Source organism: Streptomyces sp. NBC_00440 (genome assembly GCF_036014215.1).
GTDB lineage: Bacteria > Actinomycetota > Actinomycetes > Streptomycetales > Streptomycetaceae > Streptomyces.
In genome coordinates this window covers 8,239,504-8,254,856 of sequence record NZ_CP107921.1, presented here as the reverse complement: position 1 = coordinate 8,254,856, position 15,353 = coordinate 8,239,504, and the positions used below count along the sequence as shown (strand labels likewise).

The following is a 15,353-nucleotide window of genomic DNA, read 5'->3' as shown; positions in this document are numbered from 1 at the left end:
GACCAGCGAGAATGAGGATTGCTGAAGTCCTTGTTCCCGCCCCTGTCGGAGGCACTTTCCAGGTGAAGCAGCCTATTGGGTCCTATCCCCATGTCCGGGTCCGGGATAACGGCCGGGTCGTGGTCTCGCGGGCCGGTTCGGTCCTGCTGATCGAAACGGTCCGCAAGACCGGCCTTGACCAGGCCGTATCCGCAGCACTTGCCCCCTGGCGGAAACCGCGGGCCGTCCATGATCCAGGCAAGATACTCGTGGATCTTGCGTTGACGGTCGCGCTCGGCAGGGACTGCCTCGCCGACATCGCGATGCTGCGGGCCGAGCCGGTCGTGTTCGGACCGGTCGCCTCCGAGCCGGCGGTCTCCCGCCTGGTCGGCACCCTCGCCGACGCGGGCGAAAGGGCACTGACCGCGCTCCGCAACGCGCGATCAAAAGTGCGCCAACGCTCCTGGACATTGGCCGGCGATCGGGCACCGGACAGCGGTGGGGAGGTGACCGTGGACCTGGACGGAGTCCTGGTGGTCTCTCACTCGGACAAGCAGGACGCCGCCCCAACCTGGAAGAAGACCTACGGCCACCACCCGCTCATGGGGTTCGTCGACCACGGACCGGGCGGAAGCGGCGAACCCGTCGCCGCACTCCTGCCCCCGGGAACGCGGGCTCGAACACCGCCGCCGACCAGTTGCGCCCGCCGCTTGGAGCCTCCCTCCACGTTCCGGACACACCAAGCGTCAAGTGTTCGGCCGCTCCGGTTTCCCTTGAGCGAGGCCCCCGCCACTACGAGACGGCCCTGTTCTCCCGAACCGGCCGCGCTCTGGTGCCCCTGGCCGCGAAGTGGAAACCAGTAGGGTGCGTGGGGTGAACACTTCCTCCGTGCTACCGCGTTCGTTCCGGCTGCTCGTGACGGGCGGAGGCACTGGCGGACACACCTACCCGGCCCTGACAGCGATCCGTACGCTGCAAGGCCGCCTCGCAGACGCGGGCAGCACGCTGGATGTCCTGTGGATCGGCACGGCGGACGGTCTCGAAGCGCGTGTCGCCCCGGCAGAGGGCATCGAGTTCAAGACGGTGTCCACGGGGAAGATCCGCCGCTCTTCGAATCCGCTCAAGATGCTGTCCGCCGCGAACGTGCGGGACATGGCGCGGGTGCCGCTCGGCGTGGCTCAGGCCCGGTCGATCGTGTCAGCCTTCCATCCGGACGTGGTCCTGGCGACGGGCGGATACGTCGCAGTCCCGGCTGGGCTGGCCGCACGGCTGTGCCGGCGCCCGCTGGTCCTGCACGAGCAGACGGTCCGGCTCGGCCTGGCCAACCGGAAGCTCGCGAGTTCCGCGACGCGAATCGCGGTCTCCTCGGAGTCGTCGCTGCCGCTGCTGCCGGACTCGGTGCGCGGCGCCGCGGTGGTGACGGGTAACCCGATCCGGCCCGAGGTGCTGGCGGGGCACGCGGACAAGGCCCTCCAGGCACTGGAGTTGCAGGAGTTCGACCGGCGGCTGCCGACGGTGTATGTCACCGGTGGCGCGCAGGGCTCCCAGCAGATCAACGAGCTGGTGAAGGCGGTGCTGCCGTGGCTGCTGGGGCACGCGAACGTGATCCATCAGTGCGGGCCCGCCAACGTGGAGGAGCTGCGGCGGGACGCGGCTGTCCTGTCTCCGGAGCTGGCGGGCCGGTACCACCTCACTGGGTTCGTGGGCCCGGAACTCCCCGATGTCCTGGCTCTGGCCGACGTCGTGATCTCACGGAGCGGGGCGGGCACACTCGCCGAACTCACCGCGTTGGGAAAGCCGGCCGTGTTCATCCCGCTGGCGTCCTCGGCCGGGAACGAGCAGGCGCACAACGCCCGCCACCTTGAGGAGGCGCGGGCGGCAGTGGCCCTGCTCGGTGAGCCGACCGGTGCGAACCTGCGGGACGCGGTGGGCCCGCTCCTCACCGACCCGGCACGGCGTGAGGCAATGGCGGAGCGGGCGCGGGCGCACGGGAGGCCGGATGCGGCGGACAGGCTCGTGGACGTGATCCTGTCCGCCGCATCCGGCTGACCGGGGCGGGGTGTTACGCCAGGCGGCCGCAGGCGCAGCGCCGTGCCTGTCTCGATCAGCGCGGCGCACACCGTCAGGATGTTCACCGCTCAGCCCTCGCTGTCTCGACGGCCTGGCCGAGGGCGGACACCACGTGGTGGATGTCGTCTTCGGTCAGGTGCTGGTGGAAGGGCAGGCTCAGGAGTTCCTGCCCAGCCTTCTCAGTGACGGGCAGTGGCCGCCGCCAGGGCGCGAACGCGGGCTGCAGTTGGTTGGGCGGGTAGTGGACCCCGACGCCGACCTCCCGGGATCGCATCTCCGTAAACATCTGGTCGCGTTGAGGGACGCGGACCTGGCACAGGTGCGGTACAGCCGGCTGTGGGCCGACGTCCACGAGCGTCACGCCCTCCAGCGGGCCCAGGGCGTCCGGTAGGTGCACCACAGGCCTCGCCGGGTCTCCACGGTCGTGTCGAAGTGGTCGAGCTGGGCCAGGCCGATGGCTGCGTTGATCCCGGAGAGCTGGTAGCGCAGCCAACTGCCACCAACTCCGCGTCCCGCTGGCTCTTCCCGGGTCGCCGGTCGGGGCAGCCGGCCCGCCCCGACCACCTGTCCGCGCTCTTGAACCAAGCCGGGGTCCCGACTGCGGCCGCCCGCGGCGCCGCCATGCGGCAGCAACTCCTCGAATTTCCCGCACCCGTCGTCGCGGACGCTCTCGGCTACCACGACAAGACCACCAGCCGCCTCCGCAATGAGATCGGCGGGACATGGAGCCGATACACCCCAGGAGATCATGCAAAGTCACCAACAGGCTGGATTCCACGGGGAACCAGCGAAGTTGGGAGCCCTCCAGTTCCGAGAGCCTGAGAGCGCGTGAGTGCCCCACTTCGGGGCCTTGGGACGACTACCCCTGGCAGAAGAATTCCCGCACGTCGGCAGCAACAGTCGTCAGCTCTTCGCCGGCCTCAATCATGGTCGTCACAGTGCACTCCCAGCCGTTGGAGAAGACGTCCGCTCGCAGGGTCCAGCTCAGACACACGTGACCGCCTGAACCGAACGTCGCTGTCACGACCAGCTCGTTGTTGACCCAAGACCGCTCGCCCTCCCAACCGGGGAAGCCGCGCGCAAGACCGTCGAGAAACTCGGTCAGGTATCCCGCACCGTCCCAGGCAGACACCGTCACGGACTCGACCCGTGCGTGCAGGCCGTCATCGACGGCCTCCACGGCGAATACCACCTCGAACTCATCAGTCCGCGACCAGTCGGACAACCGGATAGAGGGGGCTTGTGACCCCGCTCCCCGAACGACGAGCTCGACCTGCCCAGGAACCACCTCGATCAGACTCACCCACTGAGGATAAGGACGCCAACACGGCGGCGTGGCCCCTGACTCACAAAGGCCCAAGCTGTGCCTGAGGGTATGAGTTCCGCCGACGCACCCGAGTCCTGGGTTCGCCCAGAACAAGCGGCCCCGACCCGGCGAAGGCACGAAACGGCATCATCTGTTTCAGAGCAGGGGCCACAACGGCGAGGAACGCCTAGCGTCAGCAGCCGCCGTGCTCCTGATCCGCGTCAACGCTATATGGCGCCACACCCATGGAGTAGGACATGAACCAGGGCGAAGCGAGCGATGCGGGGAAGTACGAGGAGTTCATCCTGGATATCGGGCTGAGCTGGATGGCGTCGAAGTCCGAGTACCCGGTGTGGCTTTCCGAGGAGGACTTCAACCGGTTTGTCCCCAAGAGTGGGCCGGTGGACGTGCAACTCGGCATCGTGGACGAATCCATTACCGAGTTCGAACGCACTGCTGGCATGCAGATCGGCGAGGACGTACGGAGGCTGCTGGACTCGTCATTGCCGGATGAGGTGATCCGCACTGTGTGGCTCGGCGTCACGAAGTCGTACTTCGATCCCGCGAAGCATGGGATGACCGGGCGGGGCTGGATGCGCCGGATCGAATTGGTGTGGACGACCAGTGCGCGCCGGCTGGACGCGGCGTTCGTCCCGCCGCCACCGCATCCGGTGACTGATGCCGGTCTGCGGAGCGCTGTTCTGGACCAGATCCGTCCTGTCGCGGATGAGCTGGAGCAGGCGGCCGCGAAGCACTCTGTGCCGGGTGTGGTGCCTGCGCTGCAACAGGTCGTCGGCGAAGCCTGTGCGGACCTCGGATACCGGTTGTTCCTGAGGGTTATGAAGGCGTACTCCGTGGAGGTCAGCGAAGAACGCTGCGAGATGTTCCTCGCTCTTGGTGAACGTTTCGGGTACCCGGAATTCCTCGTCGCCGACAATCTCAACGTCAGAGTCGACTGAGCTCGACAACAGGCCCTGCTGAAGCTGATTTGTGCACAATCCGGCTTCGGCGGGGCCTGTTCAGCTCGAACTCTTCCACCCCTGACGACTCGTCCAGCACCTGCACCGGCAGCCAGTCCAGATCCGCACCATTCCTCGTCCCGCTCCCCCTCGTCGACAGAACAGGACGCTGCGAGCCCCACTCCCCCATTGCGACCCCTGTGGACAACCGCCGCGCTCCGGGATCAGCCGGCGCTTCCGGGTGATCGGTGTCCGAGGCGGCGCAGGTCGGCGGAGCAGCCGCCCGCGGGGTGCAGATCCGCCCAGGCGCCGAGTTGGGCGCCGGCGGTTCCGTCGCTGAGCACCCGTGAGGTGGGCCCGGTGGTGGTCTGAATGGCTGTGGTGGTGTGGCCGAGGAGGTCGAAGGCTGCTTGCAGGCCCGTGGTCGCGGCGGGTGGCGTCTACGGCGTCCAGGTCCCAGACCATGTCGCCGACCTGGTGCGGCGGGGCCGCGTGCTTCGACCGTGCCGCGAGTCGGGAGCAGCCCGGAGTGGAAGATCGTGTGGGCACAGGTCTCGCGGGAGGCCGTGCGCACCGGGCTGAAGCCGCGCAGCGACGTGGAGCTGCTGCCCGTCCTGCTGGATCTGCTGGCAGCGAAGACATCGGTGGCCGGCCGGCCCACCCAGATGAGCCGTCAGCAGAGAACCGATCGTGCGCGCGAGTTGGCGCGGGCACTAGCGGGCACGATAGGCCGTCCCCGGACTGGCTGGTGGGCCTGCCACGGCAGGATGCGGCAGCGGCCCGACAGCAGATGGCCGCAGTTGCGAACCGGAGCGGCGCCGACGGCGGGAAGCGCCACGACATCTGAGACCGCCCCGTGGCGGGCCGCCATATCCCGCCGCACCCCGTCCGGACTGCGTACCCGCAGATCCGGGCGGGGTGCGGGGGTGGCAGCGGGAGCTCTGCTCAACCCCACTGCGCCCAGGCGTCATCACCACTTCGAGAACGCGACACACCCCCGTTCACGTCAGGCGCCTTCACTCACCGACCGTGCCCATCTCCGCCATGAAGTCCACCGGATTGCTGTCGAAGCCGCGGAGCATCTCGCGCAGCCCCCAGCCCGCGGAGCCGTCCCGGGTGAACTCCGCGACCGTCGCGGCAGTGGACCCCGCAAGCTGCCCGAAGTCGTCCGCGAGGAGTTCCCGGTACCGCTCGACGACGACCACACCGGGGTTCGCGATCTCGCCAAAGGTGAGAGGCCCGGCGTTCTGGTGAATCGCCACCCCCACCACCACCCGGCCGTAGTCGGACGGTATCCGGTCGAACTCCAGGACCATCACTTCATCGAAGCCGAGGCCCTGGCCGGACTCGCTGTGCCGGCCCATGGTGATCGTGCCGTCCGGGGAACGGCTCTCGGTGTGAACGACGTACACCGGCCGCCCCCACGGGTCGTCGGCGGAGTAGACCGCGCCGATGATGTCCAGATCGTGCGATGCCTCCCCCAACGGGCTCGGATCCCACCGGAGCCTTACCTCGACCTTGCCCAGTTCGCCGTTCACGCCGTCTTCCCCCTTGTCGCGTCGCCGCGGGAGAACCCCCGCGTGATCAAGTATGGCCGCTGACACTGCTCTTGATGCAAGGCCGGCGCAGGATGGCCGAGGCTCCGGGCCCCAGCGGTGCTCCCGGGGCTACCGGAGCGGGCGTTCCGTGGGACTTCTGTACGTGAAGAGCCCGGCCGCCCTTCAGGGCGAGGAAGGGCGGCCGGGCGGTCTGTGGGCGGTCCCCCGCCACACCGCGGCGGACATCGGGGCCCTCTCGCTCCCGCAGACCGCACCGGCCTCACCCGGATCGCCCGCAGCGGTTCCGGAGCGAATACGAATACTGCACACGGCGCCACGCGATGCGGTGGCCCTGGCGACTCCCGGCCTGGACTACGTTCAGCAGGCGAAGTCCACTGCCGACCCGACCTATTACCCCAAGGCCGAAGGCGTCCTCAAACGCTCACTGGCGAGCCAGAAGAAGGACAACTTCACCGCCATGGACGGGATGGCCGCACTCGAATCCGGCCGCCACCGGTTCACGGATGCCCTGGGCTGGGCCAAGCAAGCCGTCACCGTCAACCCGTACAGCTCCCCGCTGTACGGGATGCTCGCCGACGCCTACACCCAGCTCGGCCGCTACTGGGAAGCCGCCGACGCGACCCAGCGGATGGTCGACCTCAAGCCCGCAGCGCCCTCCCTCTACCGTGCGTCGTACGTCGCCGAACTTCGGGGCGACGTCGCGACCGCCAGGATCGACACGCGACGGGCCCTGAACGACTCCGCGGGGCCCGGAGGACCAGGCCTTCGCCGACTACTACCTCGGCGAACTCGCCTTCAACAACGCAGACCCCGCCACCGAGCTGAAGGAAGCCGCCGAGGCGGGTCTGCGGGTCGCGCCCTCCTACACCTCCCTGTCCAGGCGAAAGCAGGGGCCGAGGCCGCGCTCGGCAGGACCGGTGCGGCCATCGCCGACCTCAACCGGAACCGTGCAGCGCGTCCTTCAACCCGAGTACATCCTCCAACTCGGTCAGCTCTACCAGTCCCTGGGACGCACCAAGCAGGCCGACTTCGCCGGCTGCTGATGCGTCCCGGTCCAGTCGCGCTTGACGAATTTCGTCCAGTCCGTCGCGCTGGGGCCGGTGAGGGCGGTGCACGAGGAGCGCAAGGAATGGGCTGGCCTCGTTTTGCACCGGCAAGGCAAGATCGGCCGTGTGATACGCCATCCCCAAGACGATGCCGAGTTGCTGGCCCTGGTGCGCCACTATGTCACGCCCGAGCGGCGCTACCTGAAGCTCGGCGGCAGCTTGCTGCGCATGCAAAGTCCTGAGTACGACCGATTCATGCGAGATCTCCGTGAGGACGCGGGACTCATCACCTCAGATGAGATCGCCAAGCTTCTTGAGGGCGGCTGGCGCGAACGAAGAACTGCGGCTTGGCTCGTAGCTGTCTCCCGCCGGACCGAGTTCCGTGAGCGCCTCGGGGAACTCCTGCTGGCCAGCGAGGTCTGCTGTGCTGGGCTGGCCTATTGCGTGGCCTTGGCCAGTTCCGGAACGTCGGGCGACGCCGATCTGCTCGCCACCTACCTTGATCGCTACCTCCGTCGCCCTGACCTCGGATACGACCAAACCGTAGTCATGGGCGCTCTCCAGTTCATCGACCTGAACCTTGGAGGTGGTCAAGCCGACCACTTCCGGGAACCGGGTGGCCTGTGGCAGCAGTGGCTCCAGGATGCGCCTCACATGCAGGGCGACTCGGACCCCACCCCCTTCTACTTGAGTCTTATTCGCCGGCTTTGCGCGTTCGTCGACGAATGCGCCGAGGCGCTATGACCGCCCCATTTCGTGGTGGCTCTCTCGACCATGGCCGCCGCCCGGGTAGCCACCGACCTCCCCAGGCCCTGGAAGAAGCCGACCGAGCCGAACAAACTGACACCCACCCCCGTCCGCAGAGGGTTCAGGAACCTACACGCGAAGACCGGCGCACCGAAACCGACCCGCTCCGGACCAGGCAGGCCGCCCAGCTCGAAGAACCGCCTCCCGGCCCTCCGCCACAACGTGGGCAGAGTCCTCGCCACCGACGAGGCGTTCAACCGCCCTGCCCGCCATAAAGTCGGCACGAAACCGCGTCGAACTGCTCAGGCGTCCGATCGGTCGCCCCACACTGCTCGGGCAAAATCTGCCGCATAAGGGCTGATCACTCCCTCATCGTCGCCAGCCGCCGCATACTCCAGCAACTCCGCGAGCGGACCGCGCAGTTCAATGTCAGCCCGGGGGCCCTGCCGCAACGACTCGACATCGCGGTGGAGGAGCTCAGCCAATACCTATTCGGACTCGATGCGATGCGTCATGCCCCCGGAGTTCCAGTCTCCCAGACTGAGCGCGAGCCTTAAATGACTTCCCAATCAGGAAATCAAGCGGCCGCCGTGAATGGTGGTGCGGCTTGATAGCACGCTCCGTCGCGGGTCATGGCCCACAGAACATTGGCTCTGCGGCGGGCGAGCGAGAGCACGGCCTGCTTGTGTCATTTCCCTTCGGCGCGCTTGCGTTCGTAGTACGTCCGCGATGCGGGCACGAGATCGCAGGCTGGCCATGGACGAGAGGCAGAAGGCCCGCAGGAGGCCGCGGTGATAGCGGCTTGGTCGTCACAACCGGCGACAGGCCGGCGAATGCCGCCAGCCGGTCGGGAGTGCCGATGGCTTCCATATCTCCGCCGGTGGCAGCGAAGAAGGTGGCTCCGAGCATGGCGCCCCATACCAGGCAGACTACGGATCACCGGCCCTTGCACCACTGCAAGGCCGTCCATCGATGTGTCCGACGGCCCCCCTGGACGCGCAATCGCCGGTACCGGTGCCTCTGCCTCGTCCTGCGCTCGTACGCGCCGCGACGAGGCAGCTGCAGAGGCAGAGTCAGAAGGGTGACAGAAGGGTTCCTCGACGAGTGCGGTGATCAGCGGGCCACCGGGGCGGACGCGCGTGCCGGGCCGACTGCCCGCCCGGCACGCGCTACCGGCTCAGGAACAGCTGCAGTTGCAGCAGTTCGGCGGCGGAGCGCAGCAGAAGGACGCACTCGCTTCCGTCATGCCGTGACCCGCCGTCAGCGACTGGCTGTGCTCGTCCCCGGCCAGCGAGCCCAGGTCGAGGTCCAGTGCGAGGTCGGCGACCGCGGCAGCGAGCGACGGTGAACCGTTGCTGTTCTCGTTCATCAAAGCCCTCCTTTCGAACTAATGGAGCATCAACAGACATGTTTGGGCGCCCAGTTCGGACACTAGCGTGACAGTTGGGAACTGTGAAGGGGATGGACTAGACCATTCGGCTCCGCTAGTGTCGGCCGCCCAGAGGCCGCGAGCACAGCTTCGTCCGGCGCTTTCACGCCTGTTCACGCCTGCGGAACCGCGTTCCCGCTGAGGAATCCCGATGGAGGTGGTCATGAAGCCGAGGCTGCTTCCCGACACCCGTCTGCTGCCCTCCGACCGGGGCGTGGTGATCAGTGGCCCCCAGCGCACGGCGGCCTTCGCACTGCCGGGAATCCACCCGTGGCTGGAGCGGCTGCGGCCGTTCCTGGACGGTCGCAGCAGCCTGGACCAGCTCACCTCCGACCTCCCGCCACAGGCCGCGCAGCATGTCCGCTCACTGGTGGAACTGCTGGCCCGGGAAGGGTTCGTACGCGATGCCACGGCGGATCTGCCACACGGGCTGAGCGCGCAGGTCCGTGCGCGCCACGCCGCACTGATCGACTTCATCGCGGCGCGCGCGGACTCGCCCGAGCACCGCTTCGAGCGGTATCGCGATTGCGCTCCCCTGGTGGTCGGCACCGGACGGATGGCAAGTGCGCTGGTCCTGGCCCTGCTCGCGTCGGGTGTGGCACATGTGCGCCTGCGGCTGCGCACAGTGGAGGAGGGTTTTGGGGACCCGGCAGATGTGGCACGGCTGCGCGAATGTGTCGCGTTGCTCCAGCAGGAGGGCGGGTGCTTCCGCTACCAGCAGCTGAGCGGAAACCTGTCCGGCCTGCCCGCGGACGCCGGCGTGGTGCTTCTCGGCTCTGACGTGTACGAGAGGGAGCCGGCGGACGAGGCCCGCGCGCTCGCGATACGTGCCGGGGTTCCGTACGGACAGGCGGTGGGGCGGGGCGCGCACATCGTGATCAGCACAGTGGGTGACCCCGGCGCCGCGCCAGAGCCACCGGCCTCCTGCGTACCGCCCGGCAGTGGGCGCGATGACCCCGCGGCGGGCGCCGCGCGTGCGGGGGATCCGGCTCGCGTGCGTGAGCCGAGTCCGTACCTCGGTGGCCCGGTCGCGGCCCTCGCCGCCAACCAGCTCTGCCTGCACCTGCTGCACCGGACGGCCGGTCTGGACAACTCCGGCGGGGGCACAGCACCGTCACCGGTGACCGATGCCGAGGTGCTGGACCTGACCACCGGCCGCTTTCTCGGCGCGGAGCCGGGATGACCGACGGGACACCTCGCAGCCTCGCAGGCGAGAACCCGTTTCCCCTGGCGCTCTGGGCGGAGGCGGTCTACTCCCGCAGGGCCATCCCGGCCACCCTCGCCACGGGATCCCCTGCGCCGGGAACGGGCAGCGCGGAGCCCGGCCTCCTCCCCCACGGGCCGCGCCTTCCACTGGCGCCGCCACCGCTCCATCTGGCGCCCGCCCCCGGCTCCCCGGCCACCCTCGCCGACCCGGCCGTCCTCTCCGCGCTGCTGCACTACTCCTACGGTCTGCTCCAGCACGACCTGACCCCGGGCGGCTGGCCGCTTCACCGCGCGGTGGCCTCCGCACGGTGCCGCTACCCGAGCGAACTCACCCTGGTCTCCCCCACCGCGGCATTCCGGTTCGACCCTCTCCACCATCAACTGATCATGCAGACCGCATCAGTGACCAGCCGTCAGGCCGCTGACCCCGGGGACTCCCGGTTCGCCGTGATCACCAGCCGGTTCGCCCGGACGGCACGGCTCTACGGCGACTACGCCCCGCGGCTGTGCGCCCAGGAGGCAGGAATGCTGCTGGGCGCGGTGCACCTGGTCGCCGCCGCACTCGGCCTGCGTACCCGGCCAGGACAGGACCAGGAGACACTGCACGGCCTCTGCGCGAACCTGCTGCCCGCCGGGGCGGAACACCCGATGGGCTATCTGGAGATCCTGCAGCCCGTGAAGCATCCGGGCGACCGGTCCTGGCCCCCGCCCGACCTGGCCTCCGTGCTCCGTGCCCGCCACTCCGGCGCCGCGCTGTTCGACCCGGAACCGGTGCTCTCACCGAAAGCACTGCTCACCGATCTCGGCGCCGCCCTCGCCGCGGCGCCGTTCACCGACTTCTCCTGCCACCTGCTGGTACAGCGTGTGACCGGCTTCTCCCCGGGCCACTACGTCCACAGCGACGGCCATCTGCGGCAGGTCAGCGACGGCGACCCGCAAACGTCGCTCGAACAGATCGGACAGACGGAGGGCCGGGTGTCGATGAACTTCCGCTCGACTGCCTGTACCGCCTACATCGCCGTCCGTCGCGGCGCCGCCGTCGCGCGCTACGGCGCCGACGCCTTCCGCAGACTGCACCTGACCGCGGGCGCGGCGGCGCATCTGCTCTGCGTGGCCGCTGCCCGTCAGGGCCTGGGCGCGCGGGTCCACAACGGCTACGACGCCGCCGGTGCGGAACGCCTGCTCGGGCTGGCCCCGGGTGAGGAGACAGTGCTCTTCCAGGTGGCCATCGGCACGGCGCGGCCGGGCGCCGCCTTCCGCGTCCCGGTGGTGTTCTGATGAGCCGGAACACACCGCCCCCGGCCGCGCCCCCCGCCGTCAGCGCCCCCGTGGGCGTACGGATCGCCGGGCTGCCCACCACCGCGCTCGACGCCTCCCGCATCCCTCGCAGCACCGAACTCGCCCTGCACGTCACGTCCTTGGACCAGCGGCTGGCCGACGACGCGGCGCAGCTCTGCGACGCGTTGTACGCCCTGATCGGCACAGCGCCCGCGCGCCCTTTCAAGGCCAGGCTGGTGGGCCTGCGCCGAGCCGTGCACCGGGGCGCCCGCATCAGCCCCCTGCTGGACGCGGCGGCCCCGCCGGAGGTGCTCGGCGGGGCGCTCACCGGGCGTCTCCACGCCCATGCCGCTCTGCGCCGTACCCGGGCCGGGCTCTTCGCGGAACTGGGGAACGTCCTGCCTGCGGAGACCCGGTCGGCGGCAGCGGCCCTTGACGCGCTCTTCCAGGACCCGGCGTTCGCCACCGGTCTCGACTACGCCAGTGCGGATCTGTACGAGGACCTGCTGCGCCGGGAGGCGCGCGACGCGGCCGGACGGCGGCCGCTGGACGGGGCAGCCGTCCGGCTCGCCAAGTACGCGGGGCGCGCGATGGCCAAGCCCAGCCCGTTGACGACCTTCGCCTCCAGCGGCTTCGGCCGGTGGGCGGCGGACGCCGGCTCCGGCGTACGCCTGGAGAGTTCCGTCCGGGCCTCTGTGGCAGAGGCGAGTCTGCTGCCGCTGGCGGGTATCGCCGCCGCTCTCGCCCACGTACCCGAGCTGGACGCGGCCGTCCGACTGCGCGTCAACCCGTCGGCCACACCGGTGGCCTCGCCCGGGGGAGAGCGGTGGCTGTTCACCGTGCCGGGCCCGTCCGGCGAGGTGCGTGCCCTGCCCGCGACCCCGGCGCTGGCCGCGATCCTGGCGGCGGTCTGCGAGGCAGGCAGCCCCGAGCGGCTGCGTGCCCTGCTCCGCGCCCCCGGACCGGGGAGCACCACAACCGCCGACGCCGACGCTGTCGTCGCCCGGCTCGTCCGGACCGGCCTGCTGGAGATCCGCCTAGGCCCGCCCGACCAGGAGCTCGACGCCGCCACGCTCTGCGACTGGCTCGGGAGGCACCTGCCGGAGCCCCACGACGGCCACCGCCTCGCCCCGCTGCTCGCCGACCTGCGTGCCATCCGCGACCGGATCGACGCCGCCAGGACCGCCGGGCCCGGCTTGCACCGGGGCATCGCCGCCGCCCTGCAGCAGCACACCACGGCCGCCGCCCGACAGCTCGGACTGCTCGGCCGGAGCGAGCAGTTGGACCGCGGCCCGCTGTACTTCCACCACACGGTCGCCGTCGGCACGGCCGCCGTACTGGACCCGGCTGCCTGGCGGCCGGCTCTCGCCGACCTCGCTCACGTCCCCGCACTGCTCGCCCCCTTCGACACCCTCGCACCGCCGCGCGAGGCACTGCGGGAGCACGCCGTGACCGCCTACGGCCCAGGATTCAAGCAGCCGTTCACCCGTTTCCTCCAGGACTTCGGCGCCTGGTGGTCCACAGCCGCGCCGCACGCTCCCACCGAGCGCGACGCCCGGCGGCAGGACGCACTGCGCCGCCTGATCGCCGACACCCCGCCCGCGTCCGACGGCACCGTCCGTCTCGGCCCCCAGGCCGTCCGTGACCTCTGCGGCACCTGGCCCGACCCGGACACCTCCGGCGACCGCCATGCCTGCTACGTCCAGACGCTGCCCAACCCTGCCACCGGGCTCGGACTGGTACTCAACACGGTGACCTGCGGCCACGGCACCGGCCTGACCCGGATCGCCCGGCTGCTCGACACACCGGCCCCTTTCGGGGCAGCCCACGCGGGGCCTCCCGGTGACGGCCCCGCGGACACCCCCCTCTACGCCGAGTTCGACGCCGCCTTCAGCAGCGCTCTCAACCAGCGGGCACCTGCCACCCGTTACGCGATCGACCTGGACGGCGCCACCTCGCACCGGCCGCCCGAGCAACTGATCCGCCCCGCCGACCTGGACGTCGTGCACGACCGGCACACCCGTCGCCTCCACCTGGCCCACCGCACCACCGGCCGTGTCGTACGGCCGCTCCATCTGGGCCTGCTCGCCACACCGCTGCTGCCGCTGCCCGCCCGGCTGCTGGTGGAAGCATTCGGCCAGACCTCCTACGCCTTCTGGTCGGACTGGCCGCAGCTGTGGCGGCTGCTCCCGCCGGGGCGGACCGGCCCGCCCCGGCGCGGCCCGGAGGCGGCGCCCGGACCGGGCTGGACGAAGATGCCCCGTCTCGCCCTCGGGGCCGTGGTGCTGCGCCGTGCGACCTGGTTCATCGACCCCGGCCGGGCACCCGCCCGCGCCGCCGGAGAGACGGACGCCGCCCACCTGGTCCGCGTGCACACCTGGCGCGCGGCGCTCGGCCTGCCGCAGCGCTGCTTCCTGCGCGTCCTCACCCCGCGCCCCACTGACGGCTTCACCGGCCCCGCGCTGCACGACAAGGACCGCAAGCCGGTGTACGTCGATTTCGCCCACGCCCATCTGCTGCGGGTCTTCGAGCGGGCGGCGGCCACCGGCCGGCCACTGCTGCTCACAGAGGCACTGCCCGACCTCCACGACGCACCGGCCCACCGGGACGGCCACCGCTACGCGGCCGAGTTCCTGATCGAGCTGCCCACCGCCCCGCTCCCTGCGGCGGACCGGCGGGAGCAGTCATGCTGACCCGTCCGCCCGGCGGCGTGCCGGGCCCGGAGCCGCAGGACCGCTGGGTCAGCGCCCATGTGTTCACCGGGCACCCGCTCGACCTGGTGGTGAGCACGCTGATCCCGGCGGCCGTCGCGGAACTGCGGCAACGCGGGCTGGCCGACCGCTTCTTCTTCCTCCGCCACTGGCACGGCGGCCCGCACCTGCGTCTGCGGGTCCGTCTCACCGCACCGGCGGCCGGGCCCTCCGTACGCGCCGTGCTGGACGCACACGCCATAGCACTGTTCCGTACGCTGCCGCCCTCTCAGCCCATGCCCGCACACCAATACCGGGCACTGGCAGAGCAGTTGGCCGCCCTGGAACCGGACAGCGAGCCCGGGACCCTGGCCCCCAACGACAGTCTCGCCTTCCACCCCTACCGGCCCGAGCACGGCAAGTACGGCCATGGCGCCGCACTGCGGGCCGCGGAGGACGCGTTCGCCACCTGCAGCGAACTGGCCGTCGCCGCCGTACTGGCCGGCTGGAGCCCGGCACAGCGGACGGCGCACTGTTTCGCCCTGCTGGCCGGCACCCTGGACGCGGGTGCTGCGCCGGGACAGCCGGTGCCGGAGGTGTTGGCCCAGTACAGGAACGGGCGTGCCGCCCTGCTCACCGTCGCCCGCGCAGCCCGCGCGGCCCCACTGGCGGAAGCGGCACACCCGGCCCGCGCGGCAGCACAGTCGGCAGTGGCGGACCCGGCCCGCACGGCCCCACTGGCGGAAGTGGCGGACCCGGCCGGGGCCGACCCGGTGAGCCGGTGGCTCGCGACCTGCCGCGGTGCCCAGCGACAGGCCGCCGCCCCTGCCCTGCTGGCCGGTCATCTGACCCACCTGGCCTGCAACCGTCTCGACGTACGGATCGGCCAGGAGGCCACCCTGCGGGCCCTGGCCCTGCTGGCCGTAGCGGAACTGACGGACGCGGAACTGACGGACACCGACCGGCCGCGTCCGGAAAGCGACCAGCCGCGCCGGCACACCTCCCGGCGGCACCAGGGCAGCCAGGACGACGCCCCGCACGACGGCGCCGCCCCACCGTAAGGCCGTGGCCCCCCGCACCGAGA

Annotated in this window: 12 protein-coding genes and 2 pseudogenes; 8 read left to right on the top strand and 6 right to left on the bottom strand. The window is 70.5% G+C overall.

The genetic code is table 11. From position 1 onward, the window contains the following. Positions 1-62 precede the first annotated feature (62 nt). Positions 63-679, top strand: a pseudogene (locus tag OHB13_RS36605) (transposase); the annotation flags it as partial. 173 nt (positions 680-852) lie between these two features. Continuing rightward, a complete protein-coding gene (locus OHB13_RS36600; protein ID WP_328380075.1) occupies positions 853-2,028 on the top strand; it encodes a UDP-N-acetylglucosamine--N-acetylmuramyl-(pentapeptide) pyrophosphoryl-undecaprenol N-acetylglucosamine transferase in 1,176 nt (391 codons plus the stop codon). Positions 2,029-2,110: 82 nt separating this feature from the next. On the opposite strand, the gene OHB13_RS36595 is transcribed toward OHB13_RS36600, so the two are convergent. The 3 genes from OHB13_RS36595 to OHB13_RS36585 form a co-directional block, all read right to left on the bottom strand. Next, a complete protein-coding gene (locus tag OHB13_RS36595; protein ID WP_328380482.1) occupies positions 2,111-2,401 on the bottom strand; it encodes a DegT/DnrJ/EryC1/StrS family aminotransferase in 291 nt (96 codons plus the stop codon). A gap of 5 nt (positions 2,402-2,406) precedes the next feature. After that, entirely contained in the window at positions 2,407-2,730 is a 324-nt protein-coding gene (locus OHB13_RS36590; RefSeq protein WP_328380074.1) for a DegT/DnrJ/EryC1/StrS family aminotransferase, read from the bottom strand. 178 nt (positions 2,731-2,908) lie between these two features. Beyond that, positions 2,909-3,352 carry a DUF6228 family protein gene (locus tag OHB13_RS36585; protein WP_328380073.1) on the bottom strand — a complete coding sequence of 148 codons (444 nt, stop codon included), beginning with the start codon at positions 3,350-3,352 and terminating at the stop codon, positions 2,909-2,911. 260 nt (positions 3,353-3,612) lie between these two features. Here OHB13_RS36585 and OHB13_RS36580 point away from each other — a divergent pair, with 260 nt between their 5' ends. Then, positions 3,613-4,314 (top strand): hypothetical protein, encoded by a 702-nt coding sequence (locus OHB13_RS36580; protein ID WP_328380072.1) that lies wholly within the window; start codon positions 3,613-3,615, stop codon positions 4,312-4,314. Positions 4,315-5,330: 1,016 nt separating this feature from the next. Here OHB13_RS36580 and OHB13_RS36575 read toward each other — a convergent pair. Next, positions 5,331-5,852 carry a TerD family protein gene (locus OHB13_RS36575; RefSeq protein WP_328380071.1) on the bottom strand — a complete coding sequence of 174 codons (522 nt, stop codon included), beginning with the start codon at positions 5,850-5,852 and terminating at the stop codon, positions 5,331-5,333. Between the two features lie 1,193 nt (positions 5,853-7,045). On the opposite strand from OHB13_RS36575, the gene OHB13_RS36570 reads away from it, so the two are divergent. After that, positions 7,046-7,663, top strand: coding sequence for a DUF6000 family protein (locus OHB13_RS36570; protein WP_328380481.1), 618 nt, complete (start codon positions 7,046-7,048; stop codon positions 7,661-7,663). Positions 7,664-8,243: 580 nt separating this feature from the next. On the opposite strand, the pseudogene OHB13_RS36560 reads toward OHB13_RS36570, so the two are convergent. After that, a pseudogene (locus OHB13_RS36560) lies at positions 8,244-8,606 on the bottom strand (transposase); the annotation flags it as partial. 237 nt (positions 8,607-8,843) lie between these two features. Continuing rightward, positions 8,844-9,035, bottom strand: coding sequence for a thiomuracin/GE37468 family thiazolyl RiPP peptide (locus OHB13_RS36555; protein ID WP_266862289.1), 192 nt, complete (start codon positions 9,033-9,035; stop codon positions 8,844-8,846). A 223-nt stretch (positions 9,036-9,258) separates the two neighbouring features. On the opposite strand from OHB13_RS36555, the gene OHB13_RS36550 reads away from it, so the two are divergent. Genes OHB13_RS36550 through OHB13_RS36535 form a run of 4 tightly spaced genes read left to right on the top strand, consistent with a single transcriptional unit; the run spans position 9,259 to position 15,330 of the window. Then, positions 9,259-10,278 (top strand): hypothetical protein, encoded by a 1,020-nt coding sequence (locus OHB13_RS36550; RefSeq protein ID WP_328380070.1) that lies wholly within the window; start codon positions 9,259-9,261, stop codon positions 10,276-10,278. Beyond that, positions 10,275-11,579, top strand: a complete 1,305-nt coding sequence (locus OHB13_RS36545) for a nitroreductase family protein (RefSeq protein ID WP_328380069.1) — start codon at positions 10,275-10,277, stop codon at positions 11,577-11,579. Before OHB13_RS36550 ends, OHB13_RS36545 begins: the two co-directional genes overlap by 4 nt. Then, a complete protein-coding gene (locus tag OHB13_RS36540) occupies positions 11,579-14,272 on the top strand; it encodes a lantibiotic dehydratase (RefSeq protein WP_328380068.1) in 2,694 nt (897 codons plus the stop codon). Before OHB13_RS36545 ends, OHB13_RS36540 begins: the two co-directional genes overlap by 1 nt. Beyond that, positions 14,266-15,330, top strand: a complete 1,065-nt coding sequence (locus OHB13_RS36535) for a lantibiotic dehydratase C-terminal domain-containing protein (protein ID WP_328380067.1) — start codon at positions 14,266-14,268, stop codon at positions 15,328-15,330. The genes OHB13_RS36540 and OHB13_RS36535 overlap by 7 nt, the downstream gene beginning before the upstream one ends. The last annotated feature ends 23 nt before the right edge of the window (positions 15,331-15,353 follow it).

What these genes read in the sequence shown, in the direction of transcription:
- OHB13_RS36555 (WP_266862289.1), bottom strand. Translation starts at nt 9,035, where the DNA reads ATGAACGAGAACAGCAACGGTTCACCGTCGCTCGCTGCCGCGGTCGCC.
- OHB13_RS36540 (WP_328380068.1), top strand. Translation starts at nt 11,579, where the DNA reads ATGAGCCGGAACACACCGCCCCCGGCCGCGCCCCCCGCCGTCAGCGCC.
- OHB13_RS36550 (WP_328380070.1), top strand. Translation starts at nt 9,259, where the DNA reads ATGAAGCCGAGGCTGCTTCCCGACACCCGTCTGCTGCCCTCCGACCGG.
- OHB13_RS36535 (WP_328380067.1), top strand. Translation starts at nt 14,266, where the DNA reads ATGCTGACCCGTCCGCCCGGCGGCGTGCCGGGCCCGGAGCCGCAGGAC.
- OHB13_RS36580 (WP_328380072.1), top strand. Translation starts at nt 3,613, where the DNA reads ATGAACCAGGGCGAAGCGAGCGATGCGGGGAAGTACGAGGAGTTCATC.
- OHB13_RS36545 (WP_328380069.1), top strand. Translation starts at nt 10,275, where the DNA reads ATGACCGACGGGACACCTCGCAGCCTCGCAGGCGAGAACCCGTTTCCC.